This window comes from Lysinibacillus sp. RU7 (assembly GCF_057837305.1).
Genome location: NZ_JBYQFK010000003.1, coordinates 121,862 through 140,055, shown reverse-complemented (window position 1 = coordinate 140,055; position 18,194 = coordinate 121,862). Strand labels below are relative to the sequence as shown.

Genomic DNA, 18,194 nt, shown 5'->3' with positions numbered 1-18,194 from the left:
CTATTTTTAGGGATTTATTGCCCCTGCTGATAATAGCTTAACGGCTGTGGCTTCCCTAAAAAATAGCCTTGAAAACTATCGCACCCTTTATTTATTAAATAATCGTATTGTTCTTTTGTTTCTACCCCTTCTGCTAGTACGGTAAAGCCAAGCTCATGAGCCATTTGAATCGTACTATTAATAATGGCTTTGTTTGAAGGATGTATTAATAAATCTTTTACAAAACTTTGATCAATTTTAATACAATTAATGTGGAAATCTTTTAAGTATTGTAAGCTTGAGAAGCCTGTACCGTAATCATCTAGTGCAACCTCCATGCCTAATGACCGAAGCTTAGAAATAATGTGAATCACATTCTCTATATTTGTTGCAGCGACACTCTCTGTGATTTCTAATTTAATGTCATGTGGATCGACCTTATACACTTCGCATAACGAAATAAGGTGATACGTTAAGTTTGTATCAAAAAATTGCTTTAGCGAAAGATTGAAAGCGACTTGTATTTTCTTCCCGGTGGCTAGTTGAAGTGAGTGAAATTCTTGCAACACAAGCTCAAATAGTAAGTAGCCTAACGGGATGATTAAACCGGTGCGCTCCGCGATCGGGATAAATTCGCCAGGAGAAATAATCCCTTGTATTGGGTCATGCCATCGAACAAGCGCTTCAAAGCTAGTCAATTCGCCTTGATTGTTATACTGTGGTTGATAAACCATCGTAAAGCGTTTCTGTTGTATCGCTTCATATAGTAAATTTTTTAACTCTAAACGTCGCTTCGTATCTTCAATGATGCTGTCATTAAAGAACATAAATGTATTTTTCCCATTTAACTTTGCGAGTTGCAATGCACGGTTTGCATGTTGAAACAGCTCTTCATAGCAGGTTCCGTAGGTAGGGTAATGCACAGCGCCCATGGAAATCGTAATATAATAATCAATCTCTCCATATCTAATGGGTTTTTCAAATAGTTTAAATACTTTTTGAATGACTCCCCGCGCAGATGGAGCATCCCCTAAAACAACTAGTGCAAATTCATCACCATACGTTTTGGCTAGTATATTTCGTTCGCCTTTTACGATTTCAGCTAATTTTTCACCAATTGAACGTAAAATCTGATCAGCTTCAAAATTCCCTAAACTCTCATTAAAACTTTTAAAATCATCGACATTAATGCAAAGTAAGGTCATTTCTTCATGCATGATCATTAGCTTTTCGACCGACGTTTTTAAATAATACGTATTAGGTAAACCCGTGATCGAGTCGATAATAAGTTGCTGTTGAATTTTATGTTCTAGTAATTTTCGTTCTGTAATGTCATGACGAATGGAAACATATTGATAAGGCTGTCCCTGATCATTGAGAAAAGGAATAATGTATGTATCCACCCAGTAAAGGGTCCCGTCTTTAGCTTTGTTTTGAATTTCGCCTCGCCATGTTTGCCCTTTGGAAATGGTTTTCCACAAATTGTTGAAAAATTGAGGTTTATGGTAACCAGAGTTTATAATTTTATGCGTTTTCCCAATCAATTCTTCTAAAGGATACTTTGAAATTTCACAAAATTTCGCATTAGCAAAGATAATCTTACCTTTCGTATCGGTTATGGCTAATATGGTAGTAGCATTTAATGCAGCTTCAATATCATATAACTCTTTTAGCTTACTCGACAAAGGGAATCCTCCCAACTGGTTTTTATTGTACGTTTTTGAAATAGTAATGATATATGTTAGCGAATCGTATATTTATAACTGAAAAAGAAATCGTAAAATTATATTATTTTATTTAAATAGTAAACACTCTTTACATCTTAACAAAAAATTTACATTTCGTGTTGAATTGTAATAAAATACACATTTATTGTCCTATGTACAAAGAAATAAAACAATTTTTTCATCCCTTCTTGAATTGTCAACAGAGAGTGGCTGTATTAAAGGGGCTGAACTTGGATAAAGCAATTTATTTCTATAAAAATAGTGTATTTTCCAAATATGTAGCTTATTTCATATCGCTACTTGTGTTTGTGTAAGCCACACGTGAAGAAATAGAGTAAAAATAAAACTAGCCTTTGCGCTTTGCAAGGGCTAGCTACATTTCATTGTAGTGCAGGCTCGTCTGCGAATATATTTTCTAAAGCAAAACCATACTCAATAATATCCCAATTACAATAGCAGAAATTGTTGAAATTAAACCAGGGAGCATAAAGCTATGGTTAAGAATGTATTTTCCGATGCGAGTGGTGCCGGTACGGTCAAAGTTAATGGCGGCAACGACTGTTGGATAGTTTGGAATGAAGAAATAACCATTCACCGCAGGGAACATGGCAAGTAATAAGGCTGGACTAATTCCAAGCGTTATCCCAAGAGGCATGAGTGTTCGTACGGTCGCGGCTTGGCTATATAGCAAAATCGAAAGGACAAATAAGGCAATCGCAAATAACCATGGGGCTGCTGTGACGAGTCCTGAAATGGAGCCGTTAATAAGTTCAGCATTTCCATTGAAAAATGTATCTCCCATCCAAGCAATCCCAAAAATCGCTACAACCGCGGCAGCGCCCGCTTTAAATACACTCCCACCAACAATTTCGTCAACATTTGCCTTACAGGAGATAATGATTAAAGCGGCAATGGTCAACATAATGATTTGAATCGCCACGGGCATCGACATACGTGTGAACTCGCCGTCTATATTCCAACCTGGACGTAATTTTTCAAATGAACCGAGTATTACGACTAATACGGCAGCAAGTAAGAACAAGACAACGGAAAGTTTTGATGCATTCGTAGGGTGAAATACTTTTTTATCCTGTTTAATAGGGGCTAAGCCTTCCTCTAAGCGTTGTAAATAAAGTGGATCTTCCGGCAGCTCTTTTCCTTTTCGACTCACCGCAAAGGCCGCAATCATACAGCCGATAAAAGTAGAAGGAACGGCAATCATTAAAATATCGAGTAATGTAATTTGAAAATCAGCCAGTAAAGCTAATAAAGCGACAGTCGCTGCTGAAATCGGACTGGCGGTAATCGCTTGCTGTGACGCAATGACTGCGATGGACATCGGTCTTTCAGGGCGAATACCTGATTCCCTTGCCACTTCAGCAATTACTGGTAAAACAGAATAAGATACATGTCCAGTACCTGCACAAAAAGTAAAAACGTACGTTACGATAGGGGCGATGAATGTAATTCGTTTCGGATTTTTTCTTAATGCTTTCTCTGCAATATGCACGAGATATTCCAGCCCTCCAGCTGCTTGAAGCGCTCCAGCAGCCGTAATGACAGCTAAAATCATTAGCATCACATCAATCGGCGCCGATGTCGGTTCAAGTCCGAACACGAATACAAAGATGGCTAATCCAACCCCACCCATTACGCCGAGTCCGAGTCCGCCTAACCTCGCACCGATGAAGATACAGAGTAACAAAATCAAAAATTGTAGCCAAAACACATGTATTTCCTCCAATTAATAAGGATTATTTTCTTATGATAAACACGGGATATCTTTGTAGTTTGTTTATAAAATAGCTAGGGGGAATTTTTCGCTTATAAGTAAGAGCAGTGTGCTGAAGGATTTAAAAAGAAAGGGGAAAATACTTAATATGCCTACTGTTGTCAGTGTGATTTCAATTGGTAGGCGTTTTAAGATTGATCCGTTAGCCATTCATTTGTATAAGGACCTTGGCACATCTCTTTTGCTAGCTTGGGTAAAATGGCGTTAACTTATTCGTTTGGGGAAGTAGGAGGCAGGCTATTTAGGGATGATGCATTTTGAGATGGATGATTTTAGGTGTCAAAGTAAATTAGCGTGCTATGGTATAAAGAGAGAGTTGTTACGAGGACATCATAACTGAAGCTCAAAAACAATTTCCAACGTGTTAAAGGACAATTTTAATATAATCAATTAATCCCCTTTTAACTGTTAATCTTGGAATGGTAGCTGAAGTAATTGCCATTGAGGGATTTCAACTATCCAATATCGTAATGAATATGACAGCTACCCCAATTAAAAACTACTACCTTTTCCTCATTAAAATGATTCACTCCAACAATCACTCAGCAAAAATACATATGCAACTTGAAGTGTTATATACATTCAAAGGTTGAAAGCTGTTTTTTTATTTACCGGCAAATGAGTTCTAAATTAAATCACGAGCGCACACATACCATATATTGTATTTAGAATTATGTGTTGACAAGCTATTTTATAGGATATATAGTAATTTTGGTAATGATAATCATTATCGATTAAAAATTGAGGAGTGAATTCCAAATGAATTCAAAACGATATTTTTCGTTTTTGGCAATGTTATTAATTTCAATTCTTTCTCTTGCACTTGTTGGTTGTGCAGATAAGGAATCTAGCTCAGAAGAAGCTGATACATCGAAATCTCAAAACACGGATTCAGAAGAAACAGCAACTGAGTATCCAATCGTCATTCAACACGCATTTGGTGAAACGGTAATTGAAGAAAAGCCTGAGCGTGTGGCAACAGTGGCTTGGGCAAACCATGATGTGGCACTTGCATTAGACGTTGTACCAGTAGGTTTCTCAGCGGCAAACTATGGTGTTCAAGACGATAGCGGCATGTTACCTTGGACTGCTGAAAAATTAAAAGAACTTGGTGAAGCAAATCCAAATATTTATCAAGATACTGATGGCTTAGATTTCGAAGCGATTGCAGATTCAAATCCAGATGTCATTCTTGCAGCATACTCAGGTATTACACAGGAAGAATACGATACGTTAAGTGAAATTGCTCCTGTTGTGGCATATCCAGAAATCCCATGGGTTATTACATGGCGTGACCAAATTTTATACAATGCGAAAGGTATGGGTATGGAAGAAGAAGGTAAACAGCTAATTGCTGATACTGAAAAATTAATTCAAGACAAGGCAAATGAACACCCTGAAATTAAAGGGAAAAAAGCTGCATTTGCGATGTTCAATGTTACGGACTTATCGAAATTTTACATTTACACACCAGGGGATCCTCGTGGAGAATTTCTTGAAGAAGTAGGGATGGTTTATCCAGAAGGCATTAAAGCCCAAATTACAGATGAATCTAGCTTCTATATCGAATTAAGTGCTGAAAATGCGGATGCATTAAATGATACAGAGCTCTTCGTTGCCTATGGTGATGACAATACATTAAAAGCACTTCAAGCGGATCCTATTTTAGGCAAAGTACCGGCAATTCAAAATGGTTCTGTAGTGATTATTGAAGATAACACGCCACTAGCAGCCGCGGGCAATCCAAACCCATTATCAATTCAATATACAATTGATGAGTACTTATCATTAATCTCAGATGTTGCGAAAAAGATGAAATAACATGAACATATCATCCGTTTCAGAAAAAAAGCAGGTACTTGTTCCACGTAATTTTACGAAAGTTCTCATACTGCTAGTGATTTTACTCGGAGTATGTATTTTAGCCTCGCTTGCATTTGGTTCTCGGATGGTCGGTTGGACGGATGTTCTGGATGGTTTATTCCATTCAGACGCCCAGTCTCATGAGGCCAATGTTGTTCGGCAAAGAATTGTGAGGACGATATTTAGTTTGATGTGTGGTGCGGCATTAGGCGTTTCAGGTGCACTCATGCAATCGGTTACGCGCAATCCTATTGCAGATCCAAGTATATTAGGTGTGAATACAGGGGCATCTCTTTTTGTCGTTTGCGGAATCGCCTTTTTCAATAGTAGTTCGGCAAATCAATATATTTGGCTGGCAATAGCGGGGGCGATGATTACCGCTATTTTTGTATTTGGCATTGGTTCGATGGGAAGTGGCGGTGCGACACCTCTTAAACTCGTTTTAGCAGGTGCAGCGACAAGTGCCATCTTATCTTCACTCGTCGTTGCGGTGATGATTCCTCGTACGAATGTAATGGACCAATTTAGGTTTTGGCAAGTTGGCAGTGTTGGAGCAGGAAATTGGGATTCTATTTCTCTGTTTATTCCCTTTTTAATCGTAGGAATTGTCATAGCGATCATAACGGCACCAGCATTAAATGCATTAGCATTAGGCGATGATGTCGCAACAGGGTTAGGCGTACGAACAGGTACGATTCGACTTGCTGGCGCATTTGGAGGCGTATTATTATGCGGTGCTGCAACGGCATTGGCAGGTCCAATTGGCTTTATTGGTTTACTCGCTACCCATCTCATTCGACTCGTTATTGGACCAGATTTACGTTATGTTATCCCACTATCAGCACTGTCAGGGGCGATTATTTTAACAATATCAGATATTTGTGGCAGGCTACTCGGTAGTCCTGGTGAGCTAGAGGTAGGCATCGTGACGGCGTTTGTTGGGGCACCGATATTAATTTTAATTACAATGAAAGCGAAAATACGTGCATTATGATGAATGAAACAATGAATTCTATAATGAACTCGAGATTACGAAGACGCCGCCGTTTTCTATTCGTGACATCGATATTAGCGGTGATTGCGTTAGCACTTTGTAGCACAATGCTTATACTTGGTAATACGATTTATCCTGTAAAAGATGTGATCAGCGTGTTGTTAGGTGAACAAGTTAAGGGGGCATCATTCGCTGTTGGTACAATCCGTTTGCCGCGTATGATTGCAGGGGTATTTGCAGGGTTTGCCTTTGGTGTTGGGGGCTATATATTTCAAACGATGCTACGTAATCCTTTAGCGAATCCGAATGTCATCGGTATAACAGCTGGCTCAAGTGCAGCGGCCGTTTTTTGCATCATTGTGTTGCAGGCGAGCAATACGACGGTTTCGATTGCTTCGGTTGTGGGTGGTCTTGTAACGGTGTTAATCATTTATGCACTGTCGAAAGGTTCATCGTTTTCAATTGGACGGCTCATTTTAATCGGTATCGGTATACAGGCAATGTTAAATGCAGTTATTTCGTATTTAATGTTAATTGGTAAAACGCACGATATTCCAACTGCGATGCGGTGGCTCAGTGGCAGCTTAAATGGTACAAAGATGGATACTCTTTATCCGCTAATACTTACAGTTTGTATTTTTACACCGATTCTTATTTTCTTCGGAAAACGATTAGAAATGCTTGAGTTAGGCGAGCAAGCAGCGACATCACTTGGTGTAGATACAAATAAGACAAGGCTAGTACTAATTATCAGCTCAGTACTGATTATTGCGCTAGCTACAGCGACAACAGGTCCTATTGCATTTGTTGCATTCCTTTCAGGGCCAATTGCAAAGAAATTAGTTGGTGTTGGATTTTCAAATATCATTCCAGCCGGTCTAATCGGGATTATTTTAGTGCTGGCAGCGGATCTAATTGGTCAATTTGCCTTTGTTACTAGATATCCTGTAGGAGTGATTACCGGCATTCTCGGTGCACCTTACTTGATTTACTTATTAATTCGAATCAATCGAAAGGGAGATCTATAATGAAACCAACACACACATTTCAAGCTGAACATGTCACTGCTGGATATGATAATAAAACGATTTTACATGATATAGACGTAACCATTCCCAGCAATGAAATTAGCATTATTATTGGGGCGAATGGGTGTGGGAAATCGACGCTTTTAAAAACGATGGCGCGGTTAATAAAACCTACGTCTGGACAAGTTTTACTGGATGGTAAGCCAATCCATAAAATTCCACCAAAGCAATTAGCGCGTGTGCTAGGGCTTTTACCTCAATCACCGATAGTACCAGAGGGCATTACCGTTGCGGACTTAGTTGGACGAGGAAGGTTTCCGCATCATACTTTTTTTAAGAGCTGGACGAAGAAAGATTATGAAGCAGTGGCAGAGGCAATGGAAATTATGAATATTACGGAATTCGCTAATTGCCATATTGATGAGCTTTCTGGTGGACAACGACAGCGTGTTTGGATTGCGATGGCACTGGCGCAACAGACGGATATCTTATTTTTAGATGAGCCGACAACGTATTTAGATATTACATATCAAATAGAAATACTTGATATGTTGACAGACTTAAATAAAAAACATGGTACAACGATTGTGATGGTTCTTCATGATATTAACCTATCTGCACGTTATGCAGACCATATTTTTGCGCTGCATAAAGGCAAACTAATATCGGAAGGCGCACCAGCTGAAGTTATTACAAGTTCATTAATCAAAGATATTTTTGGTCTCGATTGTATGGTCATGCAAGATCCGGTATCAGAATCGCCATCTGTAGTACCAATAGGACGACATCATAATAAACTTGCCATGTTGTAAAAATCATACCCTTGTAGCTGAAGACTTTGGATAAATTAGATAGGAGTGTTTTGAATGGATGACATCTATGATATTACGATTATCGGTGGCGGACCAAGTGGGCTCTATAGCGCATTTTACGCAGGTTTACGAGACTTAAAAACGAAAATTATTGAATATAAATCTACTTTAGGTGGAAAATTGCATGTCTATCCTGAAAAAATCATTTGGGATATTGGAGGTTTAACCGCTACACCTGCTCAAAAAGTAATTGAAAATCTAATAGAACAAGGCTTAACATTTAATCCAACTGTTTGCTTAAATACGAAGGTGGATTTAGTAACGAAGAAAGATGATTTATTTGTGATCGATACAAGTACAGGTGAAAAGCATTTTTCAAAAAAAGTAGTTGTGGCAGTAGGTGGAGGTATTATTAGTCCTATTAAATTGCATGTCGAAGGTGCTGAAAAATACGAGGTGTCCAATCTGCATTATACGATTCGAGGTATCCAAAGCTTTAAAAATAAATCGCTCTTAATTTCAGGTGGGGGAAATTCTGCCATTGATTGGGCTAAAGATTTAATCGGCATTGCAAAACATATTACTGTTATTTACCGCGGAGAAAACTTATCTGCTCATGAGGCACAGATTCGCTATTTACAAGAAAATGGCGTGCCGATTATGACAAATACACAAATACAATCCCTTGTGGCAAACGAGGAAAAGACAAAAATTAAAGAAGTTATCTTGGAAAATGTAGCGACAAATGAAACATCAACAATTGTTGTAGATGACGTATTAGTCAATCATGGTTATGATCGCGATCACTCTTTTGCATTTGACGCTCCTGTGAATCCAGAACGTGATGCAGAATACCAATATTATATAACGACAAATGGAAAAGGCTTAACAACTGTTGATGGAATATATGCTGTTGGTGATATTTCAAAACATGAGAATAAAGTTTACTTAATTACCGGTGCATTTCAAGATGCTATCAATGCCATCAATGATATTAAGCTAAGCCTAGAGCCAACTGCTGATAAAGTCGCAAAAGTTTCTTCACACAATGAAATTTTTGAAGCACGAAATCGTGAAATTATAAATAAGACTTTAGTAAATAGATAGGATTCGATTCAGAACTAATAAATAAAACTAGCCCGTGCATTCAGCAAGGGCTAGTCCCATTTTTACTTTGTATTTAACTGTAGTGCAGGGCCGAAAAATTCATAATGAATTTGACTGTCTGGAATATGGCATTCATGTAAAGCATTCACGGCTGCTTCCATAAATGGTATTGGTCCGCAAATGTACACTTGTGTATCTTGTGTGACGACTTGTCGTAGCACGTTCGCACTGATGTATTCATTTTTGTCAGAGTACAACACTTGATGATGCGGGTTACTGTCTTTTTTGAACGCACTGAATAGCTTACGTAAACCCGTTGGACCATTTAATGTGTTCATTTTATTTTGAATTGCCTCGTGGAAAGCCAGGACATTTTCGTTACGTGCACATTGAATGAACGTCACGTTTTCTTTATTTTCAATCGTTTGGAACATCGCATTTAACGGTGTGACACCAATCCCGCCACTAATGAATAATACCGGTGCTTTTGTAGGCTCATATGTGAATACACCAGCTGGAGCACTCACGTCAATGATTGTGCCAATCGCCGCCTCATGTAAAAAGTTTGATACTTTTCCTTTTGGATTATGCTCGCTTTCACGTTTCACAGAAATGCGGAATTCCTGTGCATTGCTTGGTTGTGATAATGTATATTGACGATTTAACAAGTACTCTTCGCCCGGTGCTTTTACGCGAATTGATACGTATTGACCTGGTTGATATGCGGGTACTTTTGAGCCGTCTACTGGTGTTAAGTAGAAGGATGTCACATCATCACTTTCTTTGACAGTACGAGCAATTTGGAATTGTTTAAATGCACGCCAGCCCCCGTTTTGTTCCGCTGCTTTATATAAATCCTCTTCCACTGAAATAAAGATATCAGCAATCACGCCATATGCTTTAGCCCATGCATCGATGATTTCGTCTGTTGCAGCATCTCCTAATACTTCTTTAATCGCCGCCAGTAAATATTGACCGACAATTGGATAATGCTCTGGTAAAACGCCAAGACTGACGTGTTTATGTGCAATTTGTACAACGACAGGTACGATTGGTTCTAAGTTGTCGATATGCTTCGCGGCTGCATAAACAGTATTGGCTAAAGCACCTTGCTGACGACCTTTTGTTTGATTTGTATGGTTAAAAATATTTAATAATGATGGATTATCTTTGAATAAGTTGTGATAAAAAGTTTTTGTAATGGCTACGCCGTGTACTTCTAAAACAGGAACTGTTGATTTAATAACGTTGATAGTATGTTGGTCTAACATGTTGAACACGTCCTTTCGTGATAAATATATTCCTATTCATCTTTTAAAGCAATATATAAAATACATCTTTAACAAAATGGACACAAACATGTATAGAAAATACTTCTTTTGTGGAATCCGTTTACTTTTCTTGTTGAAGCTGGGGAAAAGGAACCCCTTAAGGAGCCAACAAACGTAATGGCAGGAGCCTTCAACTTGTTTCTGTTTTAATCTATGGGGTTTAAAAAAACTATTTAAGCATGATGTAAATCATAGTATAAGAATTCCTCTTAGGTTGATCTTGTTCATTGTATAATTGGTAGCATAAGTATTTTAGCGTGTATAACTAAGTTGAGGTGCGATACTGAAATGAAAAATGAAATTGAAGAACTAACTTTATTACTACTTTATTTAACATCATGGAAGGAACAAGATATACCGAACACGATGCGAAGAAGCTGGAAAGGTCATTCGTTTGATGCATTGAATCAGTTTGGCGGATAAAGATTATTTACGTGGCAGTTTAAAATCAAAATCTGTATACCTGACAGAAGAGGGAATTGAAAAAGCGAAGCAGTTAATGGAGAAATATTTAGGGGAGAACAACTATGAATTTGAATAATTTTGAGCGGTCTATTGACGAAGTAATTGTAAATCGTGGGGAAAGCTATTTTCAACAAGGAATGGTTGGGAAAATAATTGAGTTAGGCGCAGGGGAATATGCCATAGATGTACATGGGCGTGAATTGTATAAAGTGCACGTTTTACTCAGTCCTAAGCTAGATATTATAAACAGCCAATGCACATGCCCGTATGATTTTGGACATATATGCAAACATCAGGTGGCAGCTTTTTATGCACTCCTGCACATGTATGGCGGTGAGAGTACCCCATCCAAAAGTTTAAAGCAAATGCTAGAAGAACAGTCCAAGGAGGAATTGATCGCATATTTACTGGACTTAGCGCGTGATGTAGAAGGTGTAAATGAGCGACTATTGTTCCAGTTAGCTGCTCAAGAAGATGAGCTAATGAGTAGTAGAAATCTTATTAGGAACACCATTGAGCGGTTCACAGTAAAGGACTTTATTTCATGGAAATATGTAGACGATGCACTTCAAGGTGTATATGTCGTGTTGGAAAAAATAGAAGATCGATTAGAAAATTTGGAGTTACATTCGGCACTTCAATTGTCATTCATCATCGTGGACGAATTATTAGAAATGATTGCTTATGCCGATGATTCAAGTGGGAGCATTGGTAGTGCTATAGATGATGCAATCGGTCATATTGATGAAATTTGCGAGCTTGCGATTGATTTCGCTACAGAAACAGAAAAAGAAGTGATTTTTCAACTCGTTGTCAAGGAAGCAGAGCAGCCGAGTTTAGCAGAGTGGTCTAACTGGCAAAGTGATTTGCTTTTTGCTAGTGTGCCTTTATGTGACACGCCGGAGCGGAAGAATCAATTTGTAGGAATCCTAAAAAAATTTGAAAATGATGCAGAACAACAAAGTGGTTGGACAAGAGAATATAAAATGAAAGAAATACAAAAGCTTCAACTTGCTTTTCTTGAGAGAACAGAGGATGAGAGAGCTATAGAGAAATACATGATGCAACATATTGACAATGCGCATTTTCGGAAAAAGTTAATTAACCAAGCAATCGCTACGGGAGATTATGCAAAAGTACTAGCCTTATTGCCAAATTATAAGGAGCAACGAAAGCAGTGGCGAGAAGAAGAGCTGATGGCGTATGAAGGATTAGGGGATATTGGCAAGCAAAAGCAAATGATACGACAGTTTATTTTAGATGGTCAGACAGATTATTATGCTAAGTTTAAACGTTTGTATTCGCCAGAAACATGGTCAGCTGTAAAGGAGAAGTTAATTAGTGAATTAGCTGCACAGCGCTATGTCTCCAATGCTTATATTGATATTATGCTTGCTGAAAAATTATGGGATCGTCTTTTAGTTGTTTGCAAACAAGATAGTTTACAGATTGAAACGTATTATCCTTATTTAAAAGAAGATTATGCAGAAGAGGCGAAAGCAATCTATGTGAACTATCTGTTAGAAGAAGCAGCCAAATCGAGCAATCGAAGCCAATATAAAGCCGTTTGCTATCAATTAAAAAAGTTTAAAGTAGCCTGCGGAGAAGAAGCGGCAAAGGAATTAATAGAGCAGCTGCAAATTACGTATAAAAAACGCCCTGCATTTTTAGACGAGCTACGTAAAATCAACTAGTGATTGTTTATCGGCAAATTTCGAGTTTTACCGGCGATTTTAGGGGGTTTATCAGCGGTTTCTTATGGGGTATCAGCGACTTTTGCCAATTTATCAGCGAATCCCTCTAAAAAGCCAACAAGTGCTTTTTAGAGGGATTTCATATGGATTATTAATTACGGATTCTTCACAAAATAAGTCAACTGAATCAGTGAATCTTCTTTCAGCTGATAAGCAATAACTAACATATAGAATCCTTTATCTTCTTCTGACAAATCAATTGTAAACTGATCTGCATTTGGTGCAAGCAGCGTAGTATCTACATATATTTCTTTGTTCGTTTTTGTATGTCTAAGGCCGATTTGATAAGGATTTACATAGTGACCGTCTAAGCCTTTTACTAAGTTCTCCACTGTCGTTACGGGTCCCGTTAAGCTTTTTACTTCTACGATTTGTGGATGGGCGACGACAGTTTCTAAGTTACTTAATTCTTTTAATGGTGAGAAATCAGTAATCGCATTTCCCGAAATGTCTAGTGAAACTAAATGTTTAGCATATTGTAAGCCTTCTAAACTTGAGATTCGATTAGATGGACTACTTAGGCTCGTGAGATTGTACATATCACGTAATGTAATTTCTCCTGTAAGGCCTAGTGTTTGCTGGATCGCCTTTTTCAGATGGTAATCTTGTATTGTTATTACTTGATCAAAGTCAATTGCTACTAATGCGGCTATTGCTTGTTTTAGCACTTCTACAGCTTGGTCAATCACTGCTTGAGTTGTATGTGAATTAGCAAGTAGCGCTTCCGCTTGTACAATGCTAGCTCGTAACGCCTCTATACTTTCAGTTGTATAGTTTTCAGCGTTAATGGTTTTTGCTTCTTCAATAGCTAGTGTCAAATCTTGTGTGAACACGCGGTCTGGGTTTGCGAAATGCAATTTAGCATCTCCCCATGATGCATGGTCAGAGCCGTTGCCATTTCCTCCGTCAGTGACGACTAACTTCAACTCTTTTGCACCACTAATATTGACTTCAATGAACTTTTGCGGATCTCTAGAATTCATTAAACCACTATCGAATTGTTTTTCGCCATCAACAAAAACTTTGAATGACACAGAGCCAATAGATCCAAACATTTGACGGTCTACGCCAACAAATGCTGTGAAGTAATCTGCCTCTTTATTTGTTAAATCATAGACGATAGTGGAGTTGGAATGGGCACCAATGCCTTTTTCGTAAACTTTTTCGTTACCATCTTCTCCTGTTAATCGGATTTTCTTTTGACTAATGGCTAAATCCTTTACAGGTGCAGCATAACTGTATTGTATAGACTGCCAATCAAAATTGGACAGGTAATGATGGTCATTCATATCGACAACAGAGATTGTTCGTGTTTTTGTCACTTCATTGCCATCACGATCTGTGACTGTATAGGCAATCTCATACTTCCCAGTGCGATTAAAGTTAACTTGATCGGCTCCAGTCACTTTTACAACATCCGTTAAATTCCCATCTTCAGCATCCGTTGCAGAATAAATTCCATTGATGTCGATCGGTGTTCCGACTTTCGTAGCAACATCTTTAGGAATCGAAAGCTGTGGCAGTCCATTTGAAATATAAAACTTGGCATCAGCAAAATTCGCATGGTCCGATGCATTGCCATTACTCGAATCATTGGCAATAAGGATTAATTCTTTTACACCCTTCAGAGGAACTCTCACTAATTTTGCTTCTGTGTTGTATTTCATCACGCCGCTATTATAAACTTCTTGACCATCTGCAACGATTTTGAACGTAACAGAGGAGTTATTATTTTCAGGGATGTTTTGATCTACACCAACGAGTGCTTCAAAGTAGTCGTAGTTTTTGCCTACAAGATCATACACAATGGTAGAGTTTGCATGTGTCCCAATGCCTTTAGCGAATGCTTTTTGCTCACCATTCACGCGTAGCTTAATCGGACCCCCTGAAGAAGCCTTGTCTTTGTTGACTGTGCTCCAAGCAGTTTGTGCAGACGTCCAATTGATATCGGATGCAAATTGCTCATCACTGTATACATAAATCGTTTTGGATTTCGTCGCAACATTGTTATCACGATCTTTTACAGCATACTCGATTGTGTAAGTACCTGTTTTGCTTGTAGTAAAGCCATTAGCATTTACTTGGACTTGTTGTTTTAGATCGCCATCTTCTATATCTGATGCTGTCACACCTTTTAAAAGATCAACATCACTGTTTAACTTCACCATTGTGAAGTCTTCAGAAACCGTTAATGTCGGCATACTAGAGTCTTTCGTGAACTTCGCATCCGCCCATACGGTATGGTCAAATGAATTACCATTTTCATTTGCATCTGTTGTCACGAGCTTTACTTCTTTCGCGCCTTTAACAGGAATTTTTACAAATGCATGTTCCGTGTTTGATTTGAATACTTCACTAGTAAATTTCTTTTCGCCGTCTATCCACACTTCAAAAGTGGCGGATGAGGCTTTTCCTTTTACGTTTTGGTCTATGCCAATATAGCTTTCAAAGAAATCAAAGCCTTTTCCTTCAATATCATATACCACTTCTGAATTCGCATGTGTCCCAATGCCTTTTACGTAAGTAGTATCTAGCCCTTGTCTTACAAGTGTAATAGGTGTGCCAGGCGTTGCTGTATCTTTTTTCAAACCGCCATATTGGATGTTTGCAGATTTTGCATTCATATCTGAGATATAGGCATAATCACTTGTTACGGATACTTTGGCTGTTTTGGTTGCTGTAATATTTGCATTCTTTACTTCGTAAACAATTTCATAGTTCCCTTTTTTAGCAACATTGACAGTATTCGATTTGATTACGACATCTTCTGTTATATGGTCGCCAGCATATGATGTTGCTTTCACATAATCCATTGGGTCATACTGTTGATGTAATTTAAGCGTTACGTGCTCCTCGACAGATAAGACAGGTTGCTGTGATTTCACTTCAACGGGTTTTAAACTGTTTAATTTTTTGTCATACGCTACAATTTCATACGTATGTGGAACTGTTACATCTACATTTTTATCGACAAATGATAGACTCGTTGTGTAGCCAACTACTTTGCCATCTCGAAGTATTTCATAACCCATAGCAGCATCTTTATTTGCCGCATCGATATTATATGTGATTGTAATTTCATTCTTTTCTTTATTTGCTTTTAGAGCATGTACCGTAACATTCGCATCGTTTGAGAATCCAGCTCCTTTATAGCCTCGTCCTACACTATGCATGTATTGTAATTTCACACTTGGTTTAGGTAAATGAGCTACCTTTTCCTTCATTTTATCCGTAGCGGTTACATAGCCCCAATCTTCGAAAAAAGCTGTTAAATCTGTTTCTGTTGCTAAAGATAAACCTATAACTAATCTTTGCAAGTTGCTTCCTAAGCCATTCATAACACCATCTGGATTTGTTCGAGCAATACGAGAAGCCTTACCATAGCTGTCTTCTCCGTAATAATATTGCACTTGCTCAAGTATGCCTAAGTAAGTCCAGAAGCCATGGTTTACGGTTTCACCTGAAAATCTTTTGTATAATGTGTTCCAATCTACGCGGTCGTTATGACTGTTTTCGAATTTCTTTCTTAAGATGACCGAGTATAGATTGTTCGTGATTTCACCGTGTTCCATCGTGGAGTTATTAATGTTATGGCCCCATTCATGGAAATAAGCCCAACCATCATTACCAGGAACGCCAAATGGTTTTACGATTTGTTTGAAGAAGCCATCATCTCTTCTAGGGGAGTTTCCACCGTTATATCCAGTGTATCCCCAGTCAGACCATGCATAAGGCCCTTTCGTAAACACCCTTGAAGTAAACTTTGCATTAAAGCGGCGATCGTTTTCTGTATAACCGCTAATTGTTTGGAACTCTTTCCACATGCTTTCCCAGTCATTCATTGTGTCTTCCACTGTTTTGCCAGTTGACTGTAATTCCTGTATACCTTTTAGTGCACCAGCAGCAGTTGTAGAGATTGTATTATTTTCAGAAACAAGCTCCGCTACATTATAGACAACGTTTTTCGGTATGCCATTGGCAAAGTCTTGATCATTTGTACTAATTTTCGCGATATATGCTTCTAACTCTTTTTCAAACGCTGCAGGGTCCGTTTTGCCGTGATAGTAAACAGGGAAGGCTGTACCACCAACTAATCGTACTTTCGGTGCATAAGCTTGCTCATTTGGTAACGCAGGATTTTCTACATATACGACGGCAGGTTTCATATTGTCATAGGAAGGAGCTGTTATCGTATTTAACCCTGGTTTTAATGAATATCTTCTAATCCAGCCGTTTTTATCATCCGCTATTTGTCCTAAAATTAAGTTCGGCATGACGGCATTTTCATTGGCATCTACAAAAACTTGAATCGTCTCACCCGGCACGACATATCGGCCAAATGTATCTAAAGAGAAAGAGGTTCTGGCAATTTGATGCTCTCTTGCTTCTGTACTCGAGTTCCCTCGTTGTGATGCAGTGACGATTGCCTCGTTCGAAACATTGACATTATTGAGTATATCTTTTGCGATATGTAAGTTTACTTGTAACTGTTCCTTTAATGGGTGTGTAGCAGCCTCTGCCTCTAATTGATTGATAACACTTAATGAAGCAAATTCAGGCTTTAATTCATTCATTAAGCCGTTCGTAAATAGGTTGTTTATTTTTTCTGTTAAAAGATCTTCTTTATAAAATTGAAATTCTGCTGCACTTGCCCAGTCTTGATTGGCTTTTTTGAAGGCAAATTTTACGCGCTTAAACTCGGTAGGGGTAAACTGAATTTCTACGATATCACCCGTAGAACCGGTATATTCACCTGAAGAAACGAGTGTAAAATTATCACCTGTGTCTGTCGTAGAACTATAGATTTCAAACTGTTGTGCAAAGCCTTTACCTCTCACACTTTCTTGACGAGCAGCATAGACAATTCGATTTAAAGGAGTCGTTTCGTTAAAATGAATGACGACTTCATTCGTGAATGTAGCACTGTTCGGTTTACCTGTTTCCCAGTGTGTATTCATATCGCCATCGATTGCTTTATCAATCGTAGAGCTATAATATTTTCCACCATTGTTGGTAATCGATTTAATATTCGTGTTCGCCATTTTAAATACGTCATTGTAGGCGTTTAAAAGATCCTTACCATACAAATCAAATTTTTTTACGGAAGCAGTCGCCGTATTAGCTTGGGCTGTTGTCGTGACAATGCTCCTATTCGGGCTTTCACTCGCTAACACATTTATTGGGCCGCCTACTAAATTGAAGGCCAAGGCCGCTACCGATGCCATCTTAACAACTTTCATACATAATTCCTCCTGATGATTTAATTCCTAAGAAGCACATAAAAAAGCTACTCAAAAAAGAGTAGCTTAATTTCACATAAGGGCATCTTTAAAAAACTCCAC

Annotated in this window: 12 protein-coding genes; 8 read left to right on the top strand and 4 right to left on the bottom strand. The window is 38.4% G+C overall.

The window, feature by feature from the left end:
• Nucleotides 1–14: 14 nt before the first annotated feature.
• Together AC3II9_RS03560 and AC3II9_RS03555 are read right to left on the bottom strand one after the other, a co-directional pair.
• On the bottom strand, nt 15–1,664 hold the full coding sequence (locus AC3II9_RS03560) for a sensor domain-containing protein (RefSeq protein ID WP_489153185.1): 1,650 nt from the start codon (nt 1,662–1,664) through the stop codon (nt 15–17).
• 457 nt (nt 1,665–2,121) lie between these two features.
• Nucleotides 2,122–3,435 carry an anaerobic C4-dicarboxylate transporter family protein gene (locus AC3II9_RS03555; protein WP_489153183.1) on the bottom strand — a complete coding sequence of 438 codons (1,314 nt, stop codon included), beginning with the start codon at nt 3,433–3,435 and terminating at the stop codon, nt 2,122–2,124.
• An 822-nt stretch (nt 3,436–4,257) separates the two neighbouring features.
• On the opposite strand from AC3II9_RS03555, the gene AC3II9_RS03550 reads away from it, so the two are divergent.
• The 5 genes from AC3II9_RS03550 to AC3II9_RS03530 are packed head-to-tail and all read left to right on the top strand — an operon-like array spanning nt 4,258 to nt 9,302.
• Nucleotides 4,258–5,319, top strand: a complete 1,062-nt coding sequence (locus AC3II9_RS03550) for an iron-siderophore ABC transporter substrate-binding protein (protein ID WP_489153181.1) — start codon at nt 4,258–4,260, stop codon at nt 5,317–5,319.
• Between the two features lies 1 nt (nt 5,320).
• A complete protein-coding gene (locus AC3II9_RS03545; protein WP_489153179.1) occupies nt 5,321–6,355 on the top strand; it encodes a FecCD family ABC transporter permease in 1,035 nt (344 codons plus the stop codon).
• A complete protein-coding gene (locus tag AC3II9_RS03540; protein ID WP_489153177.1) occupies nt 6,352–7,383 on the top strand; it encodes a FecCD family ABC transporter permease in 1,032 nt (343 codons plus the stop codon). Before AC3II9_RS03545 ends, AC3II9_RS03540 begins: the two co-directional genes overlap by 4 nt.
• On the top strand, nt 7,383–8,195 hold the full coding sequence (locus tag AC3II9_RS03535) for an ABC transporter ATP-binding protein (RefSeq protein WP_489153175.1): 813 nt from the start codon (nt 7,383–7,385) through the stop codon (nt 8,193–8,195). Before AC3II9_RS03540 ends, AC3II9_RS03535 begins: the two co-directional genes overlap by 1 nt.
• A 54-nt stretch (nt 8,196–8,249) precedes the next feature.
• On the top strand, nt 8,250–9,302 hold the full coding sequence (locus AC3II9_RS03530; RefSeq protein WP_489153173.1) for an NAD(P)/FAD-dependent oxidoreductase: 1,053 nt from the start codon (nt 8,250–8,252) through the stop codon (nt 9,300–9,302).
• 62 nt (nt 9,303–9,364) lie between these two features.
• Here AC3II9_RS03530 and hmpA read toward each other — a convergent pair whose 3' ends face one another.
• On the bottom strand, nt 9,365–10,573 hold the full coding sequence (hmpA, locus tag AC3II9_RS03525; protein WP_489153171.1) for an NO-inducible flavohemoprotein: 1,209 nt from the start codon (nt 10,571–10,573) through the stop codon (nt 9,365–9,367).
• A gap of 348 nt (nt 10,574–10,921) precedes the next feature.
• Between hmpA and AC3II9_RS03520 the strand changes: the two genes are divergently transcribed.
• Genes AC3II9_RS03520 through AC3II9_RS03510 form a run of 3 tightly spaced genes read left to right on the top strand, consistent with a single transcriptional unit; the run spans nt 10,922 to nt 12,792 of the window.
• Entirely contained in the window at nt 10,922–11,056 is a 135-nt protein-coding gene (locus tag AC3II9_RS03520) for a DUF6429 family protein (RefSeq protein ID WP_489153170.1), read from the top strand.
• Complete coding sequence (locus tag AC3II9_RS03515; protein WP_489153169.1) at nt 11,046–11,174, top strand: DUF6429 family protein; 129 nt, start codon at nt 11,046–11,048, stop codon at nt 11,172–11,174. Before AC3II9_RS03520 ends, AC3II9_RS03515 begins: the two co-directional genes overlap by 11 nt.
• Nucleotides 11,161–12,792: an SWIM zinc finger family protein gene (locus AC3II9_RS03510; protein ID WP_489153167.1), complete on the top strand. Its 1,632-nt coding sequence runs from the start codon at nt 11,161–11,163 to the stop codon at nt 12,790–12,792. Before AC3II9_RS03515 ends, AC3II9_RS03510 begins: the two co-directional genes overlap by 14 nt.
• 155 nt (nt 12,793–12,947) lie before the next feature.
• Here the strand turns inward: AC3II9_RS03510 and AC3II9_RS03505 are convergent, their stop codons facing one another.
• On the bottom strand, nt 12,948–18,092 hold the full coding sequence (locus tag AC3II9_RS03505; protein WP_489153165.1) for an NPCBM/NEW2 domain-containing protein: 5,145 nt from the start codon (nt 18,090–18,092) through the stop codon (nt 12,948–12,950).
• Nucleotides 18,093–18,194 lie beyond the last annotated feature (102 nt).